The 25302-nt window shown below is 64.1% G+C and carries 22 protein-coding genes; 12 read left to right on the forward strand and 10 right to left on the reverse strand.

What is annotated here, in order from left to right; all coding sequences use genetic code 11:
- Window positions 1-108: 108 nt before the first annotated feature.
- Window positions 109-894 (forward strand): 2-keto-4-pentenoate hydratase, encoded by a 786-nt coding sequence (locus tag SE92_RS23395; protein WP_063198717.1) that lies wholly within the window; start codon window positions 109-111, stop codon window positions 892-894.
- Between the two features lie 194 nt (window positions 895-1088).
- On the opposite strand, the gene SE92_RS23400 is transcribed toward SE92_RS23395, so the two are convergent.
- Window positions 1089-1778, reverse strand: a complete 690-nt coding sequence (locus SE92_RS23400; RefSeq protein ID WP_063198718.1) for a YggS family pyridoxal phosphate-dependent enzyme — start codon at window positions 1776-1778, stop codon at window positions 1089-1091.
- A gap of 108 nt (window positions 1779-1886) precedes the next feature.
- Here SE92_RS23400 and SE92_RS23405 point away from each other — a divergent pair, with 108 nt between their 5' ends.
- Window positions 1887-3584 (forward strand): diguanylate cyclase domain-containing protein, encoded by a 1698-nt coding sequence (locus SE92_RS23405; RefSeq protein ID WP_063198720.1) that lies wholly within the window; start codon window positions 1887-1889, stop codon window positions 3582-3584.
- 22 nt (window positions 3585-3606) lie between these two features.
- On the opposite strand, the gene SE92_RS23410 is transcribed toward SE92_RS23405, so the two are convergent.
- On the reverse strand, window positions 3607-4653 hold the full coding sequence (locus SE92_RS23410) for a GGDEF domain-containing protein (protein ID WP_198172766.1): 1047 nt from the start codon (window positions 4651-4653) through the stop codon (window positions 3607-3609).
- 192 nt (window positions 4654-4845) lie between these two features.
- Here SE92_RS23410 and leuS point away from each other — a divergent pair, with 192 nt between their 5' ends.
- The 3 genes from leuS (at window position 4846) to holA (ending at window position 9177) form a co-directional block, all read left to right on the forward strand.
- A complete protein-coding gene (gene leuS / locus SE92_RS23415) occupies window positions 4846-7482 on the forward strand; it encodes a leucine--tRNA ligase (RefSeq protein ID WP_063198722.1) in 2637 nt (878 codons plus the stop codon).
- A complete protein-coding gene (gene lptE, locus SE92_RS23420; protein ID WP_063198724.1) occupies window positions 7469-8020 on the forward strand; it encodes an LPS assembly lipoprotein LptE in 552 nt (183 codons plus the stop codon). The genes leuS and lptE overlap by 14 nt, the downstream gene beginning before the upstream one ends.
- A gap of 128 nt (window positions 8021-8148) precedes the next feature.
- Window positions 8149-9177 carry a DNA polymerase III subunit delta gene (gene holA, locus SE92_RS23425; RefSeq protein ID WP_063198725.1) on the forward strand — a complete coding sequence of 343 codons (1029 nt, stop codon included), beginning with the start codon at window positions 8149-8151 and terminating at the stop codon, window positions 9175-9177.
- A 165-nt stretch (window positions 9178-9342) separates the two neighbouring features.
- Here the strand turns inward: holA and SE92_RS23430 are convergent, their stop codons facing one another.
- From SE92_RS23430 to hemJ, 7 genes are all read right to left on the reverse strand, one after another.
- Window positions 9343-10230, reverse strand: coding sequence for a ParB/RepB/Spo0J family partition protein (locus tag SE92_RS23430; RefSeq protein WP_063203716.1), 888 nt, complete (start codon window positions 10228-10230; stop codon window positions 9343-9345).
- Window positions 10231-10374: 144 nt separating this feature from the next.
- Window positions 10375-11229: a ParA family protein gene (locus tag SE92_RS23435; protein WP_063198727.1), complete on the reverse strand. Its 855-nt coding sequence runs from the start codon at window positions 11227-11229 to the stop codon at window positions 10375-10377.
- Between the two features lie 29 nt (window positions 11230-11258).
- Window positions 11259-12029: a 16S rRNA (guanine(527)-N(7))-methyltransferase RsmG gene (rsmG, locus tag SE92_RS23440; RefSeq protein WP_063198728.1), complete on the reverse strand. Its 771-nt coding sequence runs from the start codon at window positions 12027-12029 to the stop codon at window positions 11259-11261.
- 9 nt (window positions 12030-12038) lie between these two features.
- Complete coding sequence (gene mnmG / locus SE92_RS23445; protein WP_063198730.1) at window positions 12039-13919, reverse strand: tRNA uridine-5-carboxymethylaminomethyl(34) synthesis enzyme MnmG; 1881 nt, start codon at window positions 13917-13919, stop codon at window positions 12039-12041.
- Window positions 13920-14507: 588 nt separating this feature from the next.
- Window positions 14508-15863: a tRNA uridine-5-carboxymethylaminomethyl(34) synthesis GTPase MnmE gene (gene mnmE / locus SE92_RS23450; protein WP_063198732.1), complete on the reverse strand. Its 1356-nt coding sequence runs from the start codon at window positions 15861-15863 to the stop codon at window positions 14508-14510.
- Window positions 15864-16177: 314 nt separating this feature from the next.
- Window positions 16178-17443 carry a transcription termination factor Rho gene (gene rho, locus SE92_RS23455; protein WP_008133567.1) on the reverse strand — a complete coding sequence of 422 codons (1266 nt, stop codon included), beginning with the start codon at window positions 17441-17443 and terminating at the stop codon, window positions 16178-16180.
- A 247-nt stretch (window positions 17444-17690) separates the two neighbouring features.
- Window positions 17691-18125 (reverse strand): protoporphyrinogen oxidase HemJ, encoded by a 435-nt coding sequence (gene hemJ / locus SE92_RS23460; protein WP_063198733.1) that lies wholly within the window; start codon window positions 18123-18125, stop codon window positions 17691-17693.
- Window positions 18126-18582: 457 nt separating this feature from the next.
- Between hemJ and SE92_RS23470 the strand changes: the two genes are divergently transcribed.
- The 4 genes from SE92_RS23470 to dnaQ are packed head-to-tail and all read left to right on the forward strand — an operon-like array spanning window position 18583 to window position 21433.
- Window positions 18583-19422 (forward strand): pyruvate, water dikinase regulatory protein, encoded by an 840-nt coding sequence (locus tag SE92_RS23470; protein WP_063198737.1) that lies wholly within the window; start codon window positions 18583-18585, stop codon window positions 19420-19422.
- A gap of 8 nt (window positions 19423-19430) precedes the next feature.
- On the forward strand, window positions 19431-20039 hold the full coding sequence (locus tag SE92_RS23475; protein ID WP_063198738.1) for a Maf family protein: 609 nt from the start codon (window positions 19431-19433) through the stop codon (window positions 20037-20039).
- Window positions 20040-20062: 23 nt separating this feature from the next.
- Window positions 20063-20662, forward strand: a complete 600-nt coding sequence (gene coaE, locus SE92_RS23480; RefSeq protein ID WP_063203717.1) for a dephospho-CoA kinase — start codon at window positions 20063-20065, stop codon at window positions 20660-20662.
- Between the two features lie 54 nt (window positions 20663-20716).
- Window positions 20717-21433, forward strand: a complete 717-nt coding sequence (dnaQ, locus tag SE92_RS23485) for a DNA polymerase III subunit epsilon (protein ID WP_063198740.1) — start codon at window positions 20717-20719, stop codon at window positions 21431-21433.
- 8 nt (window positions 21434-21441) lie between these two features.
- Here dnaQ and secB read toward each other — a convergent pair whose 3' ends face one another.
- Window positions 21442-21921 (reverse strand): protein-export chaperone SecB, encoded by a 480-nt coding sequence (gene secB, locus SE92_RS23490; protein ID WP_063198741.1) that lies wholly within the window; start codon window positions 21919-21921, stop codon window positions 21442-21444.
- A gap of 414 nt (window positions 21922-22335) precedes the next feature.
- Here secB and SE92_RS23495 point away from each other — a divergent pair, with 414 nt between their 5' ends.
- Genes SE92_RS23495 through SE92_RS23505 form a run of 3 tightly spaced genes read left to right on the forward strand, consistent with a single transcriptional unit; the run spans window position 22336 to window position 25143 of the window.
- Window positions 22336-23043, forward strand: a complete 708-nt coding sequence (locus SE92_RS23495; RefSeq protein ID WP_063198743.1) for a Tim44/TimA family putative adaptor protein — start codon at window positions 22336-22338, stop codon at window positions 23041-23043.
- Window positions 23021-24559, forward strand: a complete 1539-nt coding sequence (gene mltA, locus SE92_RS23500) for a murein transglycosylase A (RefSeq protein ID WP_063198745.1) — start codon at window positions 23021-23023, stop codon at window positions 24557-24559. Before SE92_RS23495 ends, mltA begins: the two co-directional genes overlap by 23 nt.
- Window positions 24556-25143: a Smr/MutS family protein gene (locus SE92_RS23505; protein ID WP_063198747.1), complete on the forward strand. Its 588-nt coding sequence runs from the start codon at window positions 24556-24558 to the stop codon at window positions 25141-25143. The genes mltA and SE92_RS23505 overlap by 4 nt, the downstream gene beginning before the upstream one ends.
- Window positions 25144-25302: the final 159 nt, after the last annotated feature.

The raw sequence follows: 25302 nt of genomic DNA on the forward strand, positions 1-25302 counted from the left end.
GACAATTTCGGCCCGACCGCGGGCTGCGTCTCCATGACGAAGGCTGCAATGCTGCAATTGCTGCGGCGGCTCGGACCAAAGACAAAAATCATCATCGGGTGAGGATGCATGCTCGACAGGGATCAGATCGCGGCTGCCTCGCGTGTGCTCGTTCAACATTGTCGCGACGGCTCCAAGCTCGACGCGCTGGAGGCGCGGTTGCGGCCGCAGAGCCGCGCTGAAGGTTACGCCATCCAGGCTGCGGTCGAGACCCAGTCGTTCGGAAGGCTGTTCGGCTGGAAGATCGCGGCCACGAGCGTCTCAGGACAGACGCACATCAACGTCACGGGACCGCTGGCCGGTCGCATCATGAGCAATACCGTGATCGCCGACGGCGGCACCGCCGCGATGAAGGGCAACGAGATGCGCGTCGGTGAGCCGGAATTCGCCTTCCGCATGGCACGCGATCTGCCGCCGCGCGCAGCGCCGTACACGGTCGAGGAGGTGCTGGCCGCCGTCGACAGTTTCCATCCGGCGATCGAAATTCCGGATTCGCGCTTTGCCGATTTCGCCCGCGCCGGCGAGGCGCAGCTGATCGCCGACAATGCCTGCGCGCATCTGTTCGTGCTGGGGCCGGCGACGTCCGCGGACTGGCGCGCGATGGATCTCGTCGAGGAGCGGCCGGTGATCACGCTGCGCGGCGAGCGCTACATCGGTCACGGCAAGAACGTGCTCGACGATCCCCGCGCCGCGCTCGCCTGGCTTGCCAACGAGCTCTCCGGGCTCGGCATCACCTTGCGGGCAGGGCAGGTCGTGACGACAGGCACCTGCCATCCGCCGCTGCCGATCCAGGCCGGCGATCACATGGCGGTGGACTTTGGGGTGTTGGGGAAGGTGTCGGTGGGGTTCGTGTAGGCGCGGCAAATTCCGCTGTCGTCCCGGACAAGCGGAGCGCAGATCCGGGACCCATAGCCCCAGGGAGGAGTTTGGCGAAGACCGGAGCTTACCTAACTCTCGCCGGTACGAAGACCATTCGCCAATCCGAGATCACGCGGTATGGGTCCCGGATCTGCGCTCCGCTTCGCTGCGCTTGTCCGGGACGACATCAACTACCGATGCCCGAAGATCGCGCTGCCCACGCGCACATGGGTCGCGCCCAGCATGATCGCGTTGGCGAAATCCGCGCTCATGCCCATCGAGAGATTCGTCAAACCATTGCGCGCGGCGATCTTGGCGGTCAGAGCGAAATGCGCCGCCGGCGGCTCGTCGACCGGCGGGATGCACATCAGGCCGGAGATCGTCAGCCCATAGGTGTCGCGACAGCTGGCGAGGAAGGCGTCGGCTTCGCCGGGCGGGATGCCGGCCTTCTGCGGCTCCTCGCCGGTGTTGATCTGGACGAAGAGCTGGGGGTGCTTGTTCTGGGATTCGATTTCCTTGGCTAACGCTTGGCAAATGCTCGGACGGTCGACCGAATGGATCGCATCGAACAGCGCGACCGCTTCTTTCGCCTTGTTGGATTGCAGCGGGCCGATCAGATGCAACGCGATGCCGGGGTAAGCAGACGTTAACGCGGGCCATTTGCTTTTGGCCTCCTGCACCCGATTCTCGCCAAATACGCGCTGTCCGGCGTCGATGATCGGGATAATGGCATCCGCGGCGAAAGTCTTGGACACCGCGATCAGCGTCACGGAGGTACGATCGCGTCGCGCATCCTTGCAGGCGCGAGCGATCTCGGCCTCGACCGCGGCGAGCGCGTTTGGTGAATGGCCGGTTACCGGCGCGGTATTGGCTTCTGTCATGAGGTCGATTGGCCGTGGTCCTAACCGAGGTAAGTCCAATTTTACCGAGTTCAAGAAAGAGTTTTTGAACCCTTCGCTTTACCTTGGCATGCGGGGTGGGTAGCGAAGATGGCAAGCATTAGTCTCAACCGCAAACGAGCGAAACTCAAGCAGGTTCTCGGAATCCGGGCGCGCCTGGCGCTGCTCGCGGTGATTCTGGTGGCGCCCTTGATGCTGGAGCGCATCCGTTCGCTCGAAGACACCCGTACGCGGCAGATCGCTCAGGCCACGACTGAGTTCACCACCGTCGCGAGACACAGCGCCGATGCGCAGCGCGAGGTGATCTCGTCGGTCGAGACCATCCTGAAATCGGAGGCCTTCATTCGCGCCTCCGCCGGCGGCGTCAGCAAGAGCTGCGACGTGCTGCGCGCGAGCCTGCCGTCGAACCTGCCCTGGATCCGCACGCTCTTGATCGCCGGCCAGGACGGACGCATTCAATGCGCCACCAACAACATGTATGTCGGCCTCGACCTGAGCGACCGGCCCTACTTTCAGCAGGCCCAGGAAAGCCACCGCTTCGTGCTGAGCGATTTCATCCTGTCGCGGCCGGTACCGACGCCGACCGTGATGGCGGTCTATCCGGTGTCCGCCTTCAGTGGCGTGCCCGATGCCGTCGTGCTCGCCACCGTCAATCTCGACTGGATGTCGAAGGTGATGAGCAATCTGGGCGGCCGCGCCGGCATCACCGCCGTGCTGGTCGACAGCGCAGGCACCGTGCTCGCCGCCCCCGCCGATCAGCACAGCGCGGTCGGCCGCCCCCTCGACAATTTGCCGCTGATGTCCGCGATCGCCGATCGCGCGCTGCGGTCCGACCAGGACGAGGGTGCGCTGTCGTTCCTTGCCGCCGACGGCTCCCGCCGCGCGGTCAGTTACATCCGCATCGCGGGCACCAATGCCCGCCTGATCGCAAGCATCGACGAAGACAAGGTGTCCGAAGCGGTCAGCCGCGACATCCGCACCGCCTATCTCCAGCTCGCTTTCGTCGTCGTGTTCGTCCTGCTCGGCGCGCTGATCGCCGCCGAGAAACTCGTGATCAAGCCGATCGAGATGCTCGTCGACATGGCCAAGCGTCTCGGCGAGGGTGATCTTTCGGCCCGCGCGGCGCGCAATCGCCTGCCGGCCGAGTTCGTGCCGCTGGCGCGCGCGTTCAACGCGATGGCCGCGCAGCTGAGCCAGCGCGAGCGCGAGCTGATCGCGAGCAACGACAGGCTGACAGTGATGGCCTCGATCGACATGCTCTCGGGGCTCGCCAACCGCCGCGGTTTCCAGAGCCGGCTCGACTTCGAATGGATGCGCGCGCAGCAATATGGCAGCGAGCTCGCGCTGCTGATGATCGACGTCGATCATTTCAAGCTGTTCAACGACACCTATGGCCATCTCGAAGGCGATTCCTGCCTGACCCGCCTCGGCGAATCCCTGTCCGGCATTGCCGCCGACAACATGGGCTTCGCGGCCCGCTATGGCGGCGAGGAATTCTGCCTGTTGCTGCCGAACACCGACGTGACGCGCGCCGTCGAAATCGGCGAGCTGGTGCGTGCGGCCGTGCTGAAGCTCTGCCTGCCGCACATCACGTCAGCCCACATGATCGTCACGGTCTCGATCGGCGTTGCCGCGACCAGGCCCAACGAGGCCTTGCGTCCCGGCGATCTGATCGAAGCCGCCGACGCCGCGCTCTACGCGGCAAAACATCGCGGCCGCAACAACGTCGTCGAGCACGGCATCCTGGTGATCGACCACGGCGCGGCCGAGATCGCGATGGCGGGCTGACGCCTCATTCCGAGGTCCGCGGCTAGCCTGCAGCTCCCGCGCGATCGAGCTCGATCTCCGTCACCACGCGATTGCGGCCGCCGCCCTTGGCGAGATAGAGCGCGCGGTCGCAGCGCTCGATCAGGTCCGTGATCGCTTCGCCCATCCGGTACTGCGCCACGCCAATCGACACGCTGATATTGGGCAGGGTCTCGCCGGTCGAGCGACGGGTGATCCTGCATTCGGCGATGGCGCGCCTGATCCGCTCGGCGATCTCGGTGCAAGTGGCAAGATCGGCATCCGGCAGCACCGCGATCAGCTCCTCGCCGCCGTAGCGGGCCGGGAGATCCTGCGCGCGAACCTTTTCGCGAAGCACCTTCGCCATCAGGCGCAGCACTTGGTCGCCGACGCCGTGGCCAAAATTGTCGTTGAAGACTTTGAAGTGATCGACGTCGAGCAGCAGCACGCTGAGCGGCTCGCCCCATGCTGCGGTCGTCTGCGCCTTGCGCAGGAATTCGTCGAGCGCACGCCGGTTTGCGAGGCCCGTCAGCGTGTCGGTCCGGGCGCGCTCCTCGGACCTCGATAGCGAATCGCGAATCACGTCGAGTTCGCGGGTCTTTTCCGCAAAACCCTCTTCCAGCCGCGTCGCCCTTGTTGCGGCCCGCGCCAGCTCGTTCATGAGCTGGGCGACCAGCGCCTTCGGATCGACGCCGGCCTTGCCCTGGTCCGCCACCTGGCTGATGACCTGCATCTGCGAATGGTTGTCAGCGATCGCGGTCGCCAGGAATTCCTTGGCCGCACTCATGAGGGCCTGCAGCCGCTCGGACGTGTCGGCTGCGACGGCACTCGCCTGGGGCGCGATGTAGGTCTCGAACAGGTCCTGATTGGTCCGGGCGTCGAAGGGACGGTTGTGGTCGATCAACAGGTCGATCGCGTTGCGCAAATCGTCGTGGCTGCCCGCGAAATACTGATACCACACCGCAAAATTAGCCGGCGTCGGCGCAATCCGCTGTTCGGCCATGCTGCGCATCGCCCGTCCGGCGATGGAGGCGGCATAGTCGTAGTCGGGATCGTCGAAGCTTGAATCCATCGCGGTCACGGGGTCCTGTCGGACCGCAAATTGGCATCGAGCCCTTAATCACACGCCAACACCGATCCTCGTAGTTATGCGGAGGCGACGGTCATGGTTCCAGATCGCGGCAACCCATTGACCCCTTGAGGACTTCTATGGCCTAGTCCGCCGTCTTGAGACGGCCGAACCCACGAAAACCCCAACGATTCCATGACCTCCGAACGCTATAACGCCCGCGACGCCGAACCGCGCTGGCAACGCCTCTGGGACGAACAGGCGATCTTCGTCTCCCGAAACGACGATTCGCGGCCGAAATACTATGTGCTCGAGATGTTCCCCTACCCGTCCGGGCGCATCCATATCGGCCATGTCCGGAATTACACGCTGGGTGACGTGCTGGCCCGCTTCATGCGCGCCAAGGGGTTCAACGTGCTGCACCCGATGGGCTGGGACGCCTTCGGCCTGCCGGCCGAGAATGCCGCGATCGAGCGCAAGGTCGCGCCGAAAGCCTGGACCTACGACAACATCGCCGCGATGAAGAAGCAGCTCCGCTCGATCGGGCTGTCGCTGGACTGGAGCCGCGAATTCGCGACCTGCGATCCCAGCTACTACAAGCATCAGCAGAAGATGTTTCTGGACATGCTCGCCGCAGGTCTGGCCGAGCGCGAGAAGCGCAAGCTCAACTGGGATCCGGTCGACATGACCGTGCTCGCCAACGAGCAGGTGATCGACGGGCGCGGCTGGCGCTCCGGTGCGATCGTCGAGCAGCGCGAGATGAGCCAGTGGGTCTTCAAGATCACGAAGTACTCGCAGGAATTGCTGTCGGCGCTGGACGGGCTCGACCGCTGGCCCGACAAGGTCAGGCTGATGCAGCGCAACTGGATCGGCCGCTCGGAAGGCCTGCTGATTCGTTTCGCGCTGGATCAGGCGACGACGCCCGCCGGCGAGAGCGAGCTGAAGATCTTCACGACGCGCCCTGACACGTTGTTCGGCGCGAAGTTCATGGCGATCTCGGCGGATCATCCGCTGGCGCAGGCAGCAGCCGCGAAGAACCCGAAGCTCGCGGAATTCATCGCGGACATCAAGAAGATCGGCACCGCACAGTCGATCATCGACACCGCGGAGAAGCAGGGTTTCGACACCGGCATCCGCGCGGTGCATCCGTTCGACCCGAGCTGGAAGCTGCCGGTCTATGTCGCGAACTTCGTGCTGATGGAATACGGCACCGGCGCCATTTTCGGCTGCCCCGCCCACGACCAGCGCGACCTCGATTTCGTCAACAAGTACAATCTCGGCAACACGCCCGTCGTGTGCCCGGAAGGCCAGGACCCGAAGACATTCGTGATCACCGACACCGCCTATGACGGTGACGGCCGCATGATCAATTCGCGCTTCCTCGACGGCATGACGATCGATCAGGCCAAGGACGAGGTCGCAAAGCGCCTGGAAACCGAGCTGCGCGGCAACGCGCCGGTCGGCGAGCGGCAGGTCAATTTCCGCCTGCGCGACTGGGGCATCTCACGTCAGCGCTATTGGGGCTGCCCGATTCCCGTCATCCATTGCCCGACATGCGATGTGGTGCCGGTGCCGGATGCCGACCTGCCCGTGGTGCTGCCGGAGGATGTGAGCTTCGACAAGCCGGGCAACGCGCTCGACCATCACCCGACCTGGAAGCACGTCACCTGCCCGAAATGCGGCGGCAAGGCGAGCCGCGAAACCGACACCATGGACACTTTCGTGGATTCGTCCTGGTATTTTGCGCGCTTCACCGATCCCTGGAACGAAAATGCGCCGACGACGCCCAACGTGGCCAACCGGATGCTGCCGGTCGACCAGTATATCGGCGGCGTCGAGCACGCGATCCTGCATCTGCTCTATAGCCGCTTCTTCACCCGCGCCATGAAGGCAACCGGCCACCTTGCGCTGGACGAGCCGTTCGCCGGCATGTTCACGCAGGGCATGGTGGTGCACGAGACCTACCAGAAGGCCGACGGCAGCTGGGCGCAGCCGGCCGAAGTGAAGGTTGAAGGCGCCGGCAACGACCGCCGCGCCACGCTGCTCAGCACCGGCGAGTCGGTCACGATCGGCCCGATCGAGAAGATGTCGAAGTCGAAGAAGAATACGGTCGACCCCGACGACATCATCGAGACCTATGGGGCCGACGTCGCCCGCTGGTTCATGCTGTCGGACTCCCCGCCCGACCGCGACGTGATCTGGAGCGATGAGCGCGTCCAGGGCGCCTCGCGCTTCGTGCAGCGGCTGTGGCGGCTGGTGAACGATTCCGTCGAGTCTGGCAAGGACGCGCCGGCGGCCCGGCCGGCCAGCTTCGGCCCCGACGCGACCGCCTTGCGCAAGGCCGCCCATGGCGCGCTGGACAAGGTCACCACCGGGATCGAGCGGCTGCACTTCAATGTCTGCCTCGCCCATATCCGCGAGTTCGCCAATATCTTCTCGGAAATCCTGCAGCGCCCCGGCCAGCCGGCGGCCGGCCTGGCTCCCGATTTGGCTTGGGCGATCCGGGAGGCCGGCCAGATCCTGGTCCAGCTGTTCTCCCCGATGATGCCCCACCTCGCCGAGGAGTGCTGGCAGGTTCTGGGCCAGAAGGGGCTGGTTTCCGAGGCCAATTGGCCCCAAATCGAACGCGATTTGCTGGTTGAAGACAGCGTGACCCTGGTGGTTCAGGTCAACGGCAAGAAGCGGGGTGAGGTCACAGTTGCAACAACGGCCGAGAATCCGGAAATCGAGGCTGCCGTTTTGGCCCTCGATGCGGTAAAGCTGGCCCTGGACGGCAAGCCCGTCCGCAAGGTGATCATCGTCCCCAAGAGGATCGTAAATGTTGTCGGCTAGGATCCGCATCGCAGCCCGCTTGCTGGCGGTCGCCGCCTTGGCCGCGTTGACGGCCGGCTGCTTCCAGCCGATGTATGCCGAGCGGAGCGACGGCACCCCCGGCCTGCGCGAGAAGCTGATGGGCGTCGAGCTGCCCCCGATCAGCAAGCCCAATGCCTCCCGAGAGGCCCGCGTCGGGGTCGAAATCCGCAACGCGCTGGCCTTCAAGCTCTACGGTAGCGCGACGGGCATGCCGCCGACCCACAAGCTGGACATCCGCTTCACCACCAGCCGCTCCTCGCTGATCGTCAGCGCCACGACGGGATTGCCGACCAGCGAAAATCTCGGCATCGACGCCCAGTACAATCTGGTCGAGGTTGCGACCGGCAAGTCCGTCATGACCGGCTCGACCTTCTCACGCGTGTCCTACGACATGCCGGGGTCCTATCAGCGCTTCTCGCGCACCCGCGCCGTGCGCGATGCCGAGGATCGCGCCGCCAACGAGATCGCCGAGAGCATCACCACCCGGCTCGCCTCGTTCTTCACCGCGGGCACTTAAACTCACTCCCGTCATTCCGGGGCACGCACAGCGTGAACCCGGAATCTCGATCAACAATCTCTGGATTCTCAGGTGTGCATGCGCACCGTAGTTCGCGCTTCGCGCGCGCCGGAATGACGATCTAGGCCATGGTCGCGCTGCGTGGAAAAGAGATCGACAGCTTCCTCGCCCGCCCCGATGCGGGCCGTCCGATCATCCTGCTCTACGGCCCCGACGCCGGCCTCGTGCGCGAGCGCGCGGATGCGCTGATCGCCTCGGCCGTCGACGATACCAACGATCCCTTCTCACTGGTCAAACTCGATGGCGATGAGCTCTCCGCCGAGCCGTCCCGCCTCGTCGACGAAGCCATGACCGTGCCGCTGTTCGGCGGCCGCCGCGCCATCCGCATCCGCGCAGGCTCGCGCAGCTTCGCCAGCGGCATCGACACGCTTGCCGAAATGAACGTGAAGGATTGCCGCATCGTGATCGAGGCCGGCGAGCTGCGCCCGGAATCGCCATTGCGCAAGGCTTGCGAGAAAGCCAAGGCCGCCGTGGCGATCGGCTGCTATCCCGACACCGAGCGCGATCTCGCCAAGCTGATGGAAGACGAGCTGCGTATCGCCAATTTGCGCATCGCGCAGGACGCCCGCGCGGCGCTGATGTCGTTCCTCGGCGGTGACCGCCAGGCCTCGCGCAACGAGCTGCGCAAGCTCACGCTCTACGCGCATGGCCAAGGCGAGATCACGCTGGACGACGTGATGTCCGTGGTCGCCGACGCTTCGGAGCTGAAGCTCGACCCGATCGTCGACGGTGCCTTTGCCGGCCGTCCTGATGTCGTCGAGACCGAATTCGCCAAGGCCATGATCGCCGGCACCTATCCCGGCGTGATCATCTCGGCGGCGCAGCGCCAGGCCGCCTGGCTGCACAAATCGGCGCTCGCGATCGCCGACGGCCAGCCTGCCTCCGCCGTGCTCGACGGCGGCTATCCGCGCCTGCATTTTTCACGAAAGCCCGCGGTCGAGACGGCGCTACGCAATTTCAGCGTGGCAAAGCTCGCCGCCGTGATCGAGCAGCTTGCGACCGCAGCCCTCGACACCCGCAAGCAATCCACCCTCGCCGCCGCCATCGCCCAGCGCACGCTGATGGCGATCGCCGCGAATGCGAGGCGGCGGGGGTAGGCCTCCGCTCTCGTGCCCCGGACGCAGCGCAGCGCTTCTTAGCGGTGCGCTGCAGAGCCGGGGCCCATGCATCTGCAATCTTCCTCTTGGCCTTCTGGGTCCCGGCTCTGCGCAGCAACGCTGCGCGTTGCAGCACGTCCGGGACAAGAGAATGGATGCGGTGACCTACAGCGCGCCCTTCGCCAGCCGCTTCATCACCTCGTCGAGCTGATCGAGGTTGCTGTAGCTGATCTGCACCGAACCGCCCGGGTCGCGGTGATTGACGGTCACTTTGAGACCGAGCGCATCGCTGACGCGCTTTTCGAGATCGATCGTATCGGGGTCCTTTTCCTTGGCCCCGGTGCTGCGCGCCTTTTGCGGCTTGCGCTCCGGCACGCCCTCTTCATGCGCGAGCGCCTCGGCCTGGCGGACGTTGAGACCTTCTTCGACGATGCGCTTGGCGGCGGCGAGCGGATCCGGCACGCCGATCAGTGCGCGGGCGTGACCCGCCGTCAGCTCGCCGGTCGCGATGAGGGCCTGAACCTCGGCCGGCAGCTTGGTCAGGCGCATCATGTTGGCGACGTGGCTGCGGCTCTTGCCGACGACCTTGGCGATGTCTTCCTGGCTGCGTTTGAACTCGTTGGCGAGCGCGTGATAGCCCTGCGCCTCTTCCATCGGGTTGAGATCTTCGCGCTGCACGTTCTCGACGATCGCGAACTCGAGCGCGTCGCTGTCGCTGATGTCGACCGGGACGATCGGCACCTCGTGCAGGCCGGCCATCTGCGAGGCGCGCCAGCGCCGTTCGCCGGCGATGATCTCGAAACGATCCTGTGCGCCCTTGACGGGGCGAACCACGATCGGCTGGATCACGCCGTGCTGCTTGATGGACTCGCTGAGCTCTCTAAGCTCCGTATCCAAAAAGGTGCGGCGCGGATTGCGCGGGTTGGCCTTGATGAACTCGATCGGCACCTTGCGCTGCGCACGCGGACGATCGACATGCTGGGCCTCACCGCCGACATCACCGATCAGACTTGCAAGACCCCGGCCCAGTCGCGAACGCGCTTCATCGGCCATCGCCAGCTCCCTTGGATTCACGGTGCAGCACTCCAGAACTGAATTTCGAATCGTAGGGCGGATCAGCGAAGCGTAATCCGCCACAGGTTTGTTCGCGGCGAGAGATCGGCGGGTTACGCTGCGCTAACCCGCCCTACGGCACCGTCAATGCGTGACGCGCAGCTCGCGCTCGCGCTGGATCACTTCGGTGGCGAGCCGCAAATACGCTTCGCTGCCGACGCATTTGAGATCGTAGACCAGCACCGGCTTGCCATAGGACGGCGCTTCCGAGATGCGCACGTTGCGCGGGATCATGGTCTTGTAGACCTTCTCGCCCATGAACTGGCGGACGTCGGCGACGACCTGATTCGACAAATTGTTGCGCGAGTCGAACATGGTCAGCACGATGCCGTGGATCGACAGGTTCGGATTCAGCGTCGAGCGCACCTGCTCCACCGTCTGCAGCAATTGCGACAAACCTTCGAGCGCGAAGAACTCGCACTGCAGCGGCACCAGGATCGCGTCGGATGCCGCCATCGCGTTGACCGTGAGCAGGTTCAGCGAGGGCGGGCAGTCGATCAGCACATAGGTGTAGTCGGCATCCGGCGAGACGTTGTTGTTGAGCGCGCCGATCGCATCGCGCAGCTTGAAGGCGCGGCCGGGCGTGGTGCCGAGTTCGAGCTCGAGGCCTGAGAGGTCCATGGTCGAGGGCGCGATGTGCAGCCGCGGCACTGCGGTCGACACCACGGCTTCACGCAGCGGAGCTTCACCGATGAGGACGTCATAGGTCGAGCAGGAGCGGTTGCGGCGATCGATGCCGAGGCCGGTCGAGGCGTTGCCCTGGGGATCGAGATCGACGATCAGGACACGCTCGCCGATCGCCGCGAGCGCGGTGCCGAGGTTGATCGCTGTGGTTGTTTTCCCCACACCGCCCTTCTGATTGGCCAGCGCGAGAATGCGCGGGTGCCCATGGGGCACTTCGGACGTCTGTTCTTGCTGCGGCTCGTCAATCACGGTCATCGAAATTCCCCACTCAACCCCTGAACGCCTCACCCGCGCCGTTCAACTGAAGTCAGCTCGACGATCCAACCGTCGCCGGTGCGGCTTTGGTGGAGCTGCGGCTGAATATTCCAATATTTAGCGGCTTCGGTCAATTCAGCCTCTACATCTTGACCCTTGAGGAATAACGCCTTTGCGCCCTGGCGCATCAGCGGCTCCGCAAAGCCGATGAGTTGATGTAGCGGAGCCAGCGCACGCGCGGTGACGCAATCGACGGGGCCGGTGATTCTATCCACATTATCCCCGATCTCAGCGAGATGTACGACTCCCGGAGATGTGGTGACGCGAACCGCTTCGCGCAAAAACGCAGCCTTCTTGGCGATTCGCTCGACGAGATGGACGCGCGCGCCCGGCTTGCCGGCCATGGCGCAGGCCAGCACGACACCGGGAAAACCGCCGCCGCTGCCGAGGTCGGCCCATCGCTTTGCCGACGGCGCGAGATCGATGAGCTGGAGCGAATCGGCGATGTGCCGGGTCCAGAGGTTCGGCAGGGTCGAAGGCGCGACCAGATTGGTCTTGGCCTGCCACTCCCGGAGCAGTGCGATGTAGCGATCGAGCCGGGCTTCCGTTTCATGTGAAACGGGCGCCAGCTTCAAGGCCTCGCGCTTGTCGGCGGCGATGATCGAATCGAGCGCCTGGTCATTGGCGCTGGCCTTGTCGATCTTCGGTTTCGCTGGCGCCGGTTCGGATCGGCCTGCGCCCTCGCCCGCTCCTTGTCGTCGCGATAGCGGCCTGTCCCCGCCCGGTCCGCGCTGTTTCACGTGAAACGCCTATGCGATTGCTTTGGACGACTTCCGCGCCTCGCGGCGGAGATACGCCGCCAGGATGCCGAGTGCCGCCGGCGTCATCCCGTCGATCCGGCCGGCCTGACCGACCGTGAACGGCCGCGCTTTCTCCAGCTTGGCGCGGACCTCGTTGGAGAGACCGGGGACCAGGCTGTAGTCGACCTCTGACAGCACCATGCCCTCGTCCCGCCGGAAGGCTTCGACGTCTGCGCTCTGGCGCTCGAGATAGACATCGTACTTGGCGTCGATCTCGAGATGGGTCGCGATGACGGGATCGATGGCTGATAGCTCCGGCCAGATCGCCCGGACCTGGCTCCAGGCGATATCCGGATAGGCCATCAGCTCAAACGCCGACCGGCGCTGGCCGTCCCGATTGAGGGACAGTCCGTTCTTGATGGCTTCGTTCGGGGTGATGGTCAGCGATTTCGACAGCGCCCTGGCCGCATTCAGGGCATCCATCTTGGCGCGGTGATGCTGGGTCCGGGCACTCCCGACGCAGCCGAGCGCGATCCCCTTCTCGGTCAGACGTTGATCGGCATTGTCAGCCCGCAGCGTCAGCCGGTACTCGGCGCGCGAAGTGAACATCCGATAGGGCTCGCTGATCCCGCGGGTGACGAGATCGTCGATCATCACGCCGAGATAGCCATCGGCCCGATCGAACACCGTCAGCGCGGCGCCGCTGGCAGCGAGCGCGGCATTCAGGCCGGCCACGATGCCCTGCCCGGCAGCTTCTTCGTACCCGGTGGTGCCGTTGATCTGTCCCGCCAGGAACAGGCCGCGCAGGCGCTTGGTCTGCAGGGTCGGATCGAGCTCGCGAGGATCGATGTGGTCGTATTCGATGGCATAGCCCGGGCGGACCATCTTGACCCGCTCCAGGCCGGGAATGGTGGCGAGGATCGCGAGCTGAACCTCCTCGGGCAGCGAGGTCGAGATACCGTTGGGATAGACCGTGGAATCGTCGAGCCCTTCCGGCTCCAGGAAGATCTGGTGGCCGTCGCGATCGCCGAAGCGGACGATCTTGTCCTCAATCGAGGGGCAATAGCGCGGTCCGGAGCTCTTGATCTGGCCGGAATACATCGGAGAGCGATGCACGTTCGCCCGGATCACCTCGTGGGTCGCTGAGGTAGTCCGGGTGATGCCGCATTGGATCTGCGGGGTCGTGATCCGCTCGGTCATGACCGAGAACGGCTCCGGCGGTTCGTCGCCGGGCTGCATCTCGACCGCGGACCAGTCAATCGTGGTGCCGTCCAGACGCGGCGGGGTGCCGGTCTTGAGCCGCCCAAGGGTGAAGCCGGCACGCTCAAAGGAGCCGGAAAGGCCCATCGCAGGAGCCTCACCAACGCGGCCGGCGGGCCAGTTCTTCTCGCCAAGATGAATGAGACCGCGGAGGAAGGTGCCGGTGGTGACCACCACAGCCCCTGCCCGAAGCTCCCGGCCATCGGCCAGACGCAGACCGACGACCCGGCCATCAGCCACGATCAACTCGTCGGCTTCACCTTCAATGACGGAAAGACCCTCGGTCTGCCGGATCGCGGCCTGCATGGCGGCGGCATAAAGCTTCCGGTCCGCCTGGGCCCGCGGACCACGAACCGCAGGACCCTTGCGGCGATTGAGCACGCGAAACTGGATGCCGCCGGCATCGCCTATGCGGCCCATCAGACCGTCGAGCGCATCGACTTCGCGGACCAGATGCCCCTTGCCGAGACCGCCGATCGCGGGATTGCAGGACATCGCGCCGACGGTGGAGAAACGGTGCGTGACCAGAGCGGTGGTCGCCCCCATCCGGGCAGCGGCGGCCGCGGCCTCACAGCCGGCGTGGCCGCCGCCGATCACGATGACGTCGAAGCTCTCTCGCTCTGTTCGCATGGGCAGACTTCTAGCTCAGGGGCTGGAAAGCTGGAAGTGGAAACTGGGGAAGCGCGTGTTTCACGTGAAACGGCGGATGGGGAAATGCGATTTCGCGAAAACAACCCCATGCACAGTAGAATGAGCATTGAAGGGGATTGGTGTTTCACGTGAAACAGATTGACGACGTGGCAGAGCTGCCGTCGCATCTCGACCCTGGTCATATCGATGGAGGCCGAAGTCGATACCATACCCGTCATTGCGAGCGCAGCGAAACAGACTGTCACCGCGGAGGTACCCTGGATTGCTTCGTCGTAAGGACTCCTCGCAATGACGGGATTGAGGGCTGCGCTTCCAAATCTCGGGTGTTGCTGGTCTAGAGTAGCGACGAGCTCCCGCAGCAGAGGAATTTCTAACCAATGGTGTTCACGTGAAACGAGTCCGTGGCCCGGATGGAGCGGAGCGAAATCCGGGAACGTTGGCTTGCGGAGAAAGCGCCCCGGATGGCGCTTCGCTCCATCCGGGCTACAAAGAGCGACCCGCTCAGGCCTGTTTCACGTGAAACACAAGGAATGGAATAAGAGCTAATTCTACAATGTAGAACTAGAGCTACTTTCCGATACAGAATTTCTGGAAGATAGCCCCAAGGACGTCCTCGACGTCCACCCGGCCGAGCAGCCGGCCCAGGGCATAGGCGGCGGCCCGGAGCTCTTCGGCGCCGAGTTCTTCGCCGTCTTCTACAAGGTCCAAGCTTCGGCGCAAGCTGTCCGATGCTCGGCTCAACAAATCCCTCTGCCGGGCCCGAGTCACCAGGGCGCCCTCGCTGGTTCCGAAAAACTCGGAGGCGAATTTTACGAGGGCCTCGACCAGCTCGGGGATGCCGTCGCCCCGGCTCGCCGAGATCCCGAACTCGACGGGCGAACCCCCGCCCCCCGCGCCGTTCAGATCGATCTTGTTGCGCACGACCCAGACCGCCCCGTCCGGCTGATCGCCGTCTTCGGATTTCCGAAGAGAGCGCGTCACCTCGGGCTCAACGGCCTGCTCCGCCTCAACAAGCCACAACACGAGATCCGCGTCCTCGGCCCGCGCCCGTGCTCGGCGCACGCCTTCCTGCTCGACGGGATCGTCGGTCTCGCGGATGCCGGCGGTGTCGATGATCGTGACGGGATAACCGTCGAGATCAAGCTGCACCTCGATCACATCGCGTGTGGTGCCGGCATGAGGCGAAACGATCGCGACGTCGCGGCGGGCGAGCTGGTTGATCAGCGTCGACTTGCCGACATTCGGCTCGCCCGCGATCGCGACCACGAGGCCGTCGCGCAGGCGTTCAGAATGTCCCTGTGCCGCAAGCACTTTTGCAATTTCGTCATGCAGGGCTTTGATCGCCTTGACCGCTGGCGCGCGCAATTCGGCCGGCACGTCGCCCTCGTCGGAAAAATCGATGCCAGCCTCGATCAGCGCCGACGCCTCGATGATGCGCTCACGCCAGTCGCGGGCGCGGTCGCCGAGCAGACCCTGCAATTGGCGCAGCGCCTGGCGGCGCTGACGATCGGTGTCGGCGTGAATGAGGTCGTCGAGGCCTTCGGCCTCGGTGAGATCGAGCTTGCCGTTCTCGAACGCGCGCCGCGTGAACTCACCTGGTTCGGCCGCACGCGTATTCGGAATATTGGAAATAGCGGCGAGGAGCGCCGCCAGCACCGCGCGGCCGCCATGAACGTGAAATTCGGCGACGTCCTCGCCGGTCGCGCTGGCGGGTCCGGGGAACCACAGCACGACCGCGTCGTCGATCGGTTGGCCCTGGGGGTCACAGAGCAGCCGACGGCTGGCCTGCCGCGGCGCAGGCGGCTTGCCCGTGAGCATCGTCAACACCTGACCGGCGGACGGGCCGGAGACACGCACCACTGCGATCGCACTCGGCGCCCGGCCGGACGACAGCGCAAAAATGGTCTGATCTCGCGGATGCATGGCCTATTTGTGCGGCTGCCAATGAAAAGGCAAATCCGTTTTCGACCCGCCGCAGCGATATGCTTTTGCTGCACCAAATCTCGCAGCAAAATCCATATTGCACTGCAATATAACCATGACCATTTGCTGCAAACCCGCCTTTCCAGCAGCAGTTCGGCTCAGCCGAATTCAAGTATTATCTTGAAATATCAACACATTAATAGAAAACAGGGATCAGGCACTTCGGCACTTGTCATGCTGCAACTCTCCCGCAGCAAGGCCGCACAATAAAAAGGGCGCCCGAAGGCGCCCTTGAAGGATTTGCTGCAGTGCACTCAGGTATTCATGGAGTCGAAGAACTCCGAATTGCTCTTGGTCGAGCGCAGCTTGTCGAGCAGGAAGTCGATCGCGTCCATTGTCCCCATCGGATTGAGGATACGGCGGAGCACGTACATTTTCTTGAGCACCTGCGGATCGGTGATGAGCTCTTCCTTGCGGGTGCCGGAGCGCGAGATGTCGATCGCCGGGAAGGTGCGCTTGTCCGAGACCTTGCGGTCCAGGATCAGCTCCGAGTTACCGGTGCCCTTGAACTCTTCGAAGATGACTTCGTCCATGCGGCTGCCGGTATCGACCAGCGCGGTCGCGATGATGGTCAGCGAGCCGCCCTCCTCGATGTTGCGGGCGGCACCGAAGAATCGCTTCGGGCGCTGCAGCGCGTTGGCGTCGACACCGCCGGTCAGCACCTTGCCGGATGACGGCACGACCGTGTTGTAGGCACGGCCGAGACGGGTGATCGAATCGAGCAGGATCACGACATCGCGGCCATGCTCGACCAGGCGCTTGGCTTTTTCGATCACCATCTCGGCGACCTGCACGTGGCGCACCGCCGGCTCGTCGAAGGTCGAGGAGACGACCTCGCCCTTCACCGAGCGCTGCATGTCCGTGACTTCTTCCGGACGCTCGTCGATCAGCAGCACGATCAGGTAGCATTCGGGATGATTGTGCGTGATCGAGTGCGCGATGTTCTGCATCAGCACGGTCTTACCCGTGCGCGGCGGCGCCACGATCAATGCGCGCTGGCCCTTGCCGATCGGCGCGACGATGTCGATCACGCGTGCAGACAGGTCTTTCCGCGTCGGATCGTCGATTTCCATGCGGAAGCGCTGATTCGGAAACAACGGCGTGAGGTTGTCGAAATTGACCTTGTGCTTGGCCTTTTCCGGATCCTCGAAGTTGAGCGTGTTGACCTTCAGCAGCGCGAAATAGCGCTCGCCCTCTTTCGGGCTGCGGATGTGGCCTTCGATGGTGTCGCCGGTGCGCAGGCCGAAACGGCGGATCTGTGACGGCGAAACGTAGATGTCGTCGGGGCCCGGCAGATAATTCGCATCGGGCGAACGGAGGAAGCCGAAGCCATCGGAAAGCACTTCGACGACGCCCTGGCCGACAATGTCGGTCTCGGCGAGCGCGAGCTGCTTGAGGATGGCAAACAGCAGCTCCTGCTTGCGCATGGTGCTGGCGTTCTCGACCCCATTCTCCTCCGCAAACGAGACGAGCTCGGCCGGCGTTTTGGACTTGAGGTCTTCGAGTTTAATTTCCCGCATTGGGGTGGTCCTGTGGGGTAACCTTGGGAGGGGTGCGAGGAGGCTCTGAAATGCGGACGTGAGAAGGTAAGGTCCGCAGGTCTGGCAAGGTTAAGTGCCGGTGAGGCTTCAAACCTGATGCGGTGTCCGGCCTCTGGAAAGCTCAGACACAACCACATCCGCCTGCGTTGGGTGGGATATCGCCAATATAGAAAATCGCTTCCCACTCCGCAAGCCGAAGCGCTGAGCGGATGGTCGCAAGCTCTGCCTAGAACGGCTTCACGATCACCATGATGACGATGACAATCATCAGGACGGTCGGCACCTCATTGATAATTCGATAGAATTTCTGGGTCCGCGGGCGCCGATCGGCGGCGAAATCTTTCAGCCAGCGCGAAAAAAAGCCGTGGACCGCCGACATCGCCAGGACCAGTGCCAGTTTTACGTGCAGCCAGCCGAACGAGAACCAGTGGCCGGACCAGGCGAGATAAAGCCCGGCAAGCCAGGTGACGACCATGGCGGGGTTGATGATGGCCTTGAGCAGCCGGCGTTCCATCACCTTGAACGTTTCCGACTGCTTCGAGCCGATCTCGGCCTCGGAATGATAGACGAACAGCCGCGGCAGATAGAGCATGCCCGCCATCCAGGCGATGACGGCGATCACGTGCAGCGCCTTGATCCAGAGATAGACGTCTTCGAACATTTTCGCGGGTCCGCTTGCTGCCCAGCGAAAGGAACTGGGGATAGTAAGAACTCGTTAAGGTCTCACCGTGCACACATATCCCTCGGTGGCGCCTTCCTCAAACCTAGAATCTTAGATTCTTAAGGTTTGAGTCTATGTGACCGTGGATTGGACTCATGCAATTCAGTCCGCGGGTTCACGCGCGCTTGTTCACACCCGTCAACATATCCCCGACGCTCCTGTCGCCTTGCGATAAGTCGGCCAGCTTCAAAGGCTTGCGGCTTTCCATCGGCAGCTTATCAAGGGGGTTGTCCGCACAATCCCGTTTCCGTCCCGGCAGGCCGGCAAACTTGTTCAGAGGGGCAGTGGTGTGAAGAAAATTGGCACTTGTCCCGCCCCCGGTGTCGCACATCCCTTTCCGAGGGGTTAAGCTCCACAGAAATCCACACACCACACCGCCCCCATACAAAGAGTTTTTGTGCCGACCTCGAACAATTATTTCCATCTGCACCTCGTCTCCGACTCCACCGGTGAGACACTGATCACCGTGGCGCGCGCGGTCGCGGCCCAATACGCCAATGTGACGCCGGTCGAGCATGTCTATCCGCTGGTGCGCAGCCAGAAGCAGCTCGATCGGGTCCTCGACGAGATCGAGGAAGCGCCGGGGATCGTGCTGTTCACGCTGCTCGAGAAGGACCTGGTGTCCAGGCTCGAGGACAAGTGCAAGGAGATCAATGTTCCCAGCCTGTCGATCATCGGGCCGGTGATGCAGCTCTTCGAAGCCTATCTCGGGGCTGCGACCACGGGCCGCGTCGGCGCGCAGCACGTCCTCAATGCGGAGTATTTCAAGCGCATCGACGCGCTGAACTACACGATGATCCACGACGACGGCCAGCACGTCGAAGGTCTCAACGACGCCGACGTGGTCCTGGTCGGTGTGTCCCGAACCTCGAAAACGCCGACATCGATTTATCTCGCCAATCGCGGCATCCGCACCGCCAACGTGCCGCTGGTGCCTGGCATTCCGGTGCCCGAACAACTGGAGAAGCTGACGCGGCCGCTGGTCGTCAGCCTGCATGCGACGCCGGAACGCCTGATCCAGATCCGTCAGAATCGCCTGCTCTCCATGGGCGCCGAGTCCGGCAGCGACACCTACACCGACAAGCAATCGGTCACCGAGGAAGTCGCGTTCTCGCGCAAGCTCAGCGCCAAGCATGATTGGCCGCTGCTTGACGTCACGCGGCGCTCGATCGAGGAAACCGCGGCGGCGATCATGAAGCTTTACAGTGATCGCCAGCGTAACCGCCCTTCCGGATAATCTTCGCGATGGGTCTGTGGCTCGGCAAATCTCCGTTGATCCTGGCTTCGCAGAGCAGCGCGCGAAAACTGCTGCTGGCCAATGCCGGGCTGGAGTTCACGGCTGTGACCGCCGATATCGACGAACGCGGCATTCAGGCCGCGTCGAAACTATCGAGCCCGCGAGAGATCGGCCTGCTGCTGGCGCGTGAAAAAGCCAAAGCCGTCTCTGCGCAGCACTCCGGGAGCTACGTGATCGGCGCCGACCAGACACTGGCTCTCGGCGACCGTCTCTTCAACAAGCCCGCCGGCCGCGAGCAGGCCTTGGCGCAATTGCGCGACCTCGCCGGCAACAGCCATGAGCTGAATTCCGCGGTGGCCGTGGCGCATGACGGCAAGATCGTCTTCGAGGATGTCGCGGTGGCCCGCATGACGATGCGAGCGATGACTGATGCGGAGCTGTCGGCCTATCTGGACGCGGCCGGCGATGCCGTCATGACCAGCGTCGGCGCCTATCAGCTCGAAGGGCTGGGTATCCATCTGTTCGAGCGCGTCGAAGGCGACCATTTCACCATTCTCGGCCTGCCGCTGCTGCCTCTGCTTGCGTTCCTGCGACGCGAACGGCTAGTTGCTGTGTGAACGACAGACATGGCTGGGCGCTGATGCGGATCCTTGGACTGACCGGATCGATCGGGATGGGAAAATCCACCACCGCGAAATTGTTCGCGGAGGCGGGCGTTCCCGTCTACGACGCCGATGCCGCCGTGCATCAGCTCTACGAAGGCGAGGCCGCGCCCGCGATCGAGGCCGCCTTTCCCGGCACCACCGTGAACGGCAAGGTCGATCGTCCCAAACTGTCGGCGCGCGTCGTGCACGATCCCGCCGCCATCAAGCAGCTCGAGCAGATCGTCCATCCGATGCTCGGCGCCTCCCGGCAGAAATTCTTCGCCGAGGCCGAGGCGGCCAAGGCGCCGGTCGTGGTGCTGGACATCCCTTTGCTGTTCGAGACCGGCGGCGAGAAGCGGATGGACGCCGTGGTGGTGGTTTCGACCTCGCCGGAACTCCAGCGCGAACGGGTGCTGGCGCGCGGCACCATGGACGAAGCGAAGCTCGATGCGATCATCGCCAAGCAGACGCCCGATGCCGAGAAGCGCCGGCGCGCCGATTTCGTGGTGGATACCTCACACGGGCTCGAGCCGGTGCGTGCGCAAATCAAGCACATCCTGGCCGAGGTCGTTAAGATGCCGCAGCGGAGAACCTGATTCGCCGCCTGACCGGCCCTCACGACACCGATCTCAAGCCACTCATCTCAAGACATGCGCGAAATCGTTCTCGATACCGAAACCACCGGCCTCGATCCGCTCCGCGGCGATCGCCTGGTCGAAATCGGCTGCGTCGAGATGCTCAACCGCATGCCGACGGGACAGACCTACCACGTCTATATCAACCCCGAACGGGACATGCCGGCGGAAGCGTTCGCGGTGCATGGACTGTCGGCCGAATTCCTGTCGACCAAGCCGCTGTTCCAGGAAGTCGTCGACGCGTTTCTGGAGTTCATCGGCGATGCGCCGCTGGTGATCCACAACGCCTCGTTCGACATCGGCTTTATCAATGCCGAGCTCGACAGAATCAAGCGCGCGGCGATCCCGCGCGAGCGGCTGGTCGATACGCTGCTGCTGGCGCGGCGCAAGCATCCGGGCGTGTCGAACCGGCTCGACGATCTCTGCTCGCGCTATGCGATCGACAATTCACGCCGCACCAAGCACGGCGCGCTGCTGGACGCCGAGCTGCTGGCCGAGGTCTATGTCGATCTGGTGGGAGCGCGGCAGTCGCAGCTGCTGCTGGCGTCGGACGCTCAGGAGATTCGCGTCAATGCCGCTGGTGATGCGCCACGGCGGCAGCGGCTGGTGCCGCTTGCGCCGCGGGTTTCAGATGCCGAGCGCGAAGCCCACCGGGCCTTCATCGCAACGATGGGCGAAAAGGCGATCTGGAACGAATATCTTCCCGCTCCAGTCGCCCCGCCGGCTGGCTAAGACCCGGATCAGGCCTGGCCGCTCGGGGCGGCCATTTGCCGCTCCATGTTCTGGCGATAGAGACCGACGAAGTCGACCGGGTCCAGCATCAAAGGCGGGAACCCGCCGTCGCGCACCGCGGTGGCGATGATCTCGCGGGCGAACGGGAACAGCAGACGCGGGCACTCGATCATGACCAGCGGATGCAGATTCTCCTTCGGCACGTTGGCGATGCGGAACACGCCGGCATAGGCGAGTTCGAACGAAAACATGATCTTGCCCGCGGTCTCGGCCTTGCCCTCGACCGACAGCGTCACCTCGAACTCCTGTTCGCTGAGATTGTTGGCGCTGACATTGATCTGGATGTTGATCTGGGGCGGCTGGCTCTGCTGCTGGAGCGAGCTGGGCGCGTTCGGATTTTCGAAGGACAGGTCCTTGGTATATTGGGCCAGCACGTTGAGCTGGGGAGCCTGGGCCGCCTCGGGAGGGGTGCCGTTACCGTTGGTCATGAGAATCTCTCCTTACCCGATTGGGGCTGAATTTCGCGGCGGTTGGCTAACATAGGGCCGCCTCGTTCCACAAGGACGAAGGGTCCCGGAGGGTGGATTCGGGCCGCGCCCACGACTGTGACGCTCACCCCGCCTTTTCCGCAAATTCGCGCCTTAAACGATTGAAGATGCGCGATTTCCGGGCAGGATCGGGTTTCCCCTTAAGCATAAAACGCGCTACACTCGGTGCTGTGCCAAAAGGCGCCATTGGCCGGGCAAGATTTCGTGCCTACATCCCGAAGGACCTGACGTGGACCTAAATTGGTGATGTAGACTTGCCGTTCCCGTATGGAACGGTTGACTGGCCGGATCTATTTTTCCCGGCGACGACCCCTAAGCGAAGACCCAGAGCAAAGACCAGAAAGCGAATCCGACGTGGACATCTACACCATTATCTTCCTGGCGCTGGCGGTCTTCATCTTTCTGCGGCTGCGCAGCGTGCTCGGGCAGCGAACCGGCAACGAGCGGCCGCCGTTCGATCGGACCGCCGCCCGCAATGCGTTGGGGGGCGCCCAGGACAACAACGTCGTGACCATGCCGGGCAAGGTGATCGACCAGGCCCCGTTGGCGCCGACGGCCGAGCCGACCCCGCCGTCCGACCGCTGGAAAGGCCTGACCGAGCCCGGCACCGCGCTGGCGCAGGGCCTGGATGCCATCGTCGAGAAGGATTCCACCTTCGACCCCCGACACTTCATCTCGGGCGCCCGCGGCGCCTACGAGATGATCGTGCTGGCCTTCGCCAATGGCGACCGCCGCGCGCTGCGCGACCTGCTGTCGTCGGAGGTCTATGACAGCTTCGACGCCGCCATCAAGGAGCGCGAGAAGAACGAGCAGAAGACCGAGACCCGCTTCGTCTCGATCGACAAGGCCGAGCTGGTCGGCGCCGAGCTGCGCGACCGCACCGCCCAGCTCACGATCCGCTTCGTCTCGCAGATGATCTCGGCCACCCGCGACAAGACTGGCAACATCGTCGACGGCAGCGCCGATACAGTCGCCGACATCACCGACATCTGGACTTTCGCCCGCGACATCACCTCTCGCGATCCGAACTGGAAGCTGGTTGGCACCGGAAGCGCGAATTAAGGTCTTCCTGAAGACCAGCGCGACGGCGCTTTGCGCAGGCGTCGTCGTGCTGTCGTCGTTTTCGCTCGGCGCTGAAGCTGCGCGGCGCCACTATCGCAGCCACCACCATCATCTCCCGAGATTGCCCGCTGTTCCGCAGCGCGCTTTGCCCTACCCGCAACTGCCGCTGCCGTTCGAAATCTCGGGCGCGCAATATCTGCCGTTGGCCTGGGCTGATGTGAAGGGCTGGGGCGATGACGATCATCTTGCGGCGTACAAGACATTTCGTGCCAGCTGCCGCTCCATCAACGCTCAGACCGGTATATCCGAGCCGAAGGCTTTGGCGGGTTCGCTTGCTGAGCCTTGCCGGGCCGCGAAATCGCTCGAGCTCAGCGACGACGCGAAAGCAAAGACCTTCTTCGAGGAGAACTTTTCGCCGCTGCGGATCTCGCGTCTCGGCGAGCCCGACGGTTTCGTCACCGGCTATTACGAGCCGGTGCTGGAGGGATCGCGCACGCAGACCGATGTCTACAACGTTCCGGTCTATCGCCGCCCCTCCAATCTGTTCGTGCGCGGCTACAAGCAGGATTCGGTGAGCCTGCCGAACAAGGGACCGGTCTATCGCAAGATCGGCCGGCGCAAGCTGGTGCCTTATTACGACCGTGGCGAGATCGAGGACGGCAAGATCGCTGGCCGCGGGCTGGAGATCGCCTGGCTGAAGGACCCGACCGATCTGCTGTTCGCGCAGATCCAGGGCTCGGCGCGGATCAAGTTCGACGACGGCAGCTCGGTCCGGCTCAACTACGACGCCTATAACGGCTATCCCTACACCGCCGTCGGACGCATCCTGATCGAGCGCGGCATCATCCCCAGGGAAGAGATGTCGATGCAGAAGATCAGGGAATGGATGACGCAGAATCCTGACGGCGCCAAGGAGCTGCGCCGCGCCAACCGCGCCTACATCTTCTTCCGCGAGGTCAACCTCTCCGACAAGGACGAGGCGGTGGGTGCGCAAGGCATCCCGTTGACGGCCGGCCGCTCCATTGCCGTCGACAAATCGCTGCATGTCTACGGCACGCCGTTCTTCATCGAGGGCGAGCTGCCGATCGACTCCGATCGCGCCAAGACGCCGTTCCATCGGCTGATGATCGCGCAGGACACCGGCTCGGCCATCATTGGACCGGCGCGCGCCGACCTCTTTTTCGGCGCCGGGCAGGAAGCCGGCCGCATCTCCGGCCGGCTGCGCCATCCCATGCACTTCGTCATGTTGGTGCCGAAAGGCCTCGATCCCAGCCTGCGTGCCGCGAAGTTGCCTGTGCCGGACCCCAGGCCGTCGGAGAAGATCGCAAAGCTGTTTCCGCAGACTGATCCGGGCAAGGGGACGGCGAAACCCGCAGCGGCCGCCGCTTCAACGGATGGCAAGACCGAAACGGTTGCCACCGCTGGTCCTGTCCCGCTACCGGTACCTCGCCCTGCCATCGAGCCCGCCTCCGAACCGCAGCGGCCAGCAAAGAAACGTTCTCATCGGCAGCAATGAAGCGATCGTCCCGTCCGCCCGTGCTGGAGCCTCGCCCCTCGCCGCGCCGCCGCGCGCTGAGCGAGGAGGAGCGCGAGCTGTGGGAGACGGTCGCCAAGCAGGTCAAGCCGTTGCGGAAGCAGCGCGCGGCGAAACCACTTGCCGTTTCGCGCAGCGAGCCTTTGCCTGCACCCGTCCCGCGGCCTGCGTCATCGCACCGCCCGATTGTCGCAGCGCCGGCACCGCGCGCGGCAAAACCGGCCGTCCCGCCGTTGTCACCGCTCGGCAAGCGCGAGCGCACAAAACTGTCCCGCGGTCGCAGCGAGATCGAGGCGCGGCTCGATCTGCACGGCATGACCCAGACGCGCGCCCATCGCGCTCTCACCGGCTTCCTGCACCGGGCCCATCACGACGGCCTGACCTTCGTGCTCATCATCACCGGCAAGGGCCGCAGCGGCGGCGAAAGCGGCGTGCTGCGCCGCCAGGTGCCGGAATGGCTGAGCCTGCCGGAATTCCGGACCTTCGTCGTCGGCTTCGAGACGGCCCATATCGGCCATGGCGGCGAGGGGGCGCTGTATGTGCGGATCAGGCGGGCGAGGGGTTAGCAGCGCCCGACGTGTGCGGCTTCTCTTGCCTCTCCCGCTTGCGGGAGAGGCCGACGCGCGGAACGCGCGGCGGGTGAGGGTTCTCTCGTCTTGGGGATTCCCACTGCGGAGAAAGCCCTCTCCCCGACCCTCTCCCGCAAGCGGGAGAGGGAGCGCACC

The organism is Bradyrhizobium sp. AT1 (assembly GCF_001590795.1).
Taxonomy (GTDB): Bacteria; Pseudomonadota; Alphaproteobacteria; order Rhizobiales; family Xanthobacteraceae; genus Bradyrhizobium.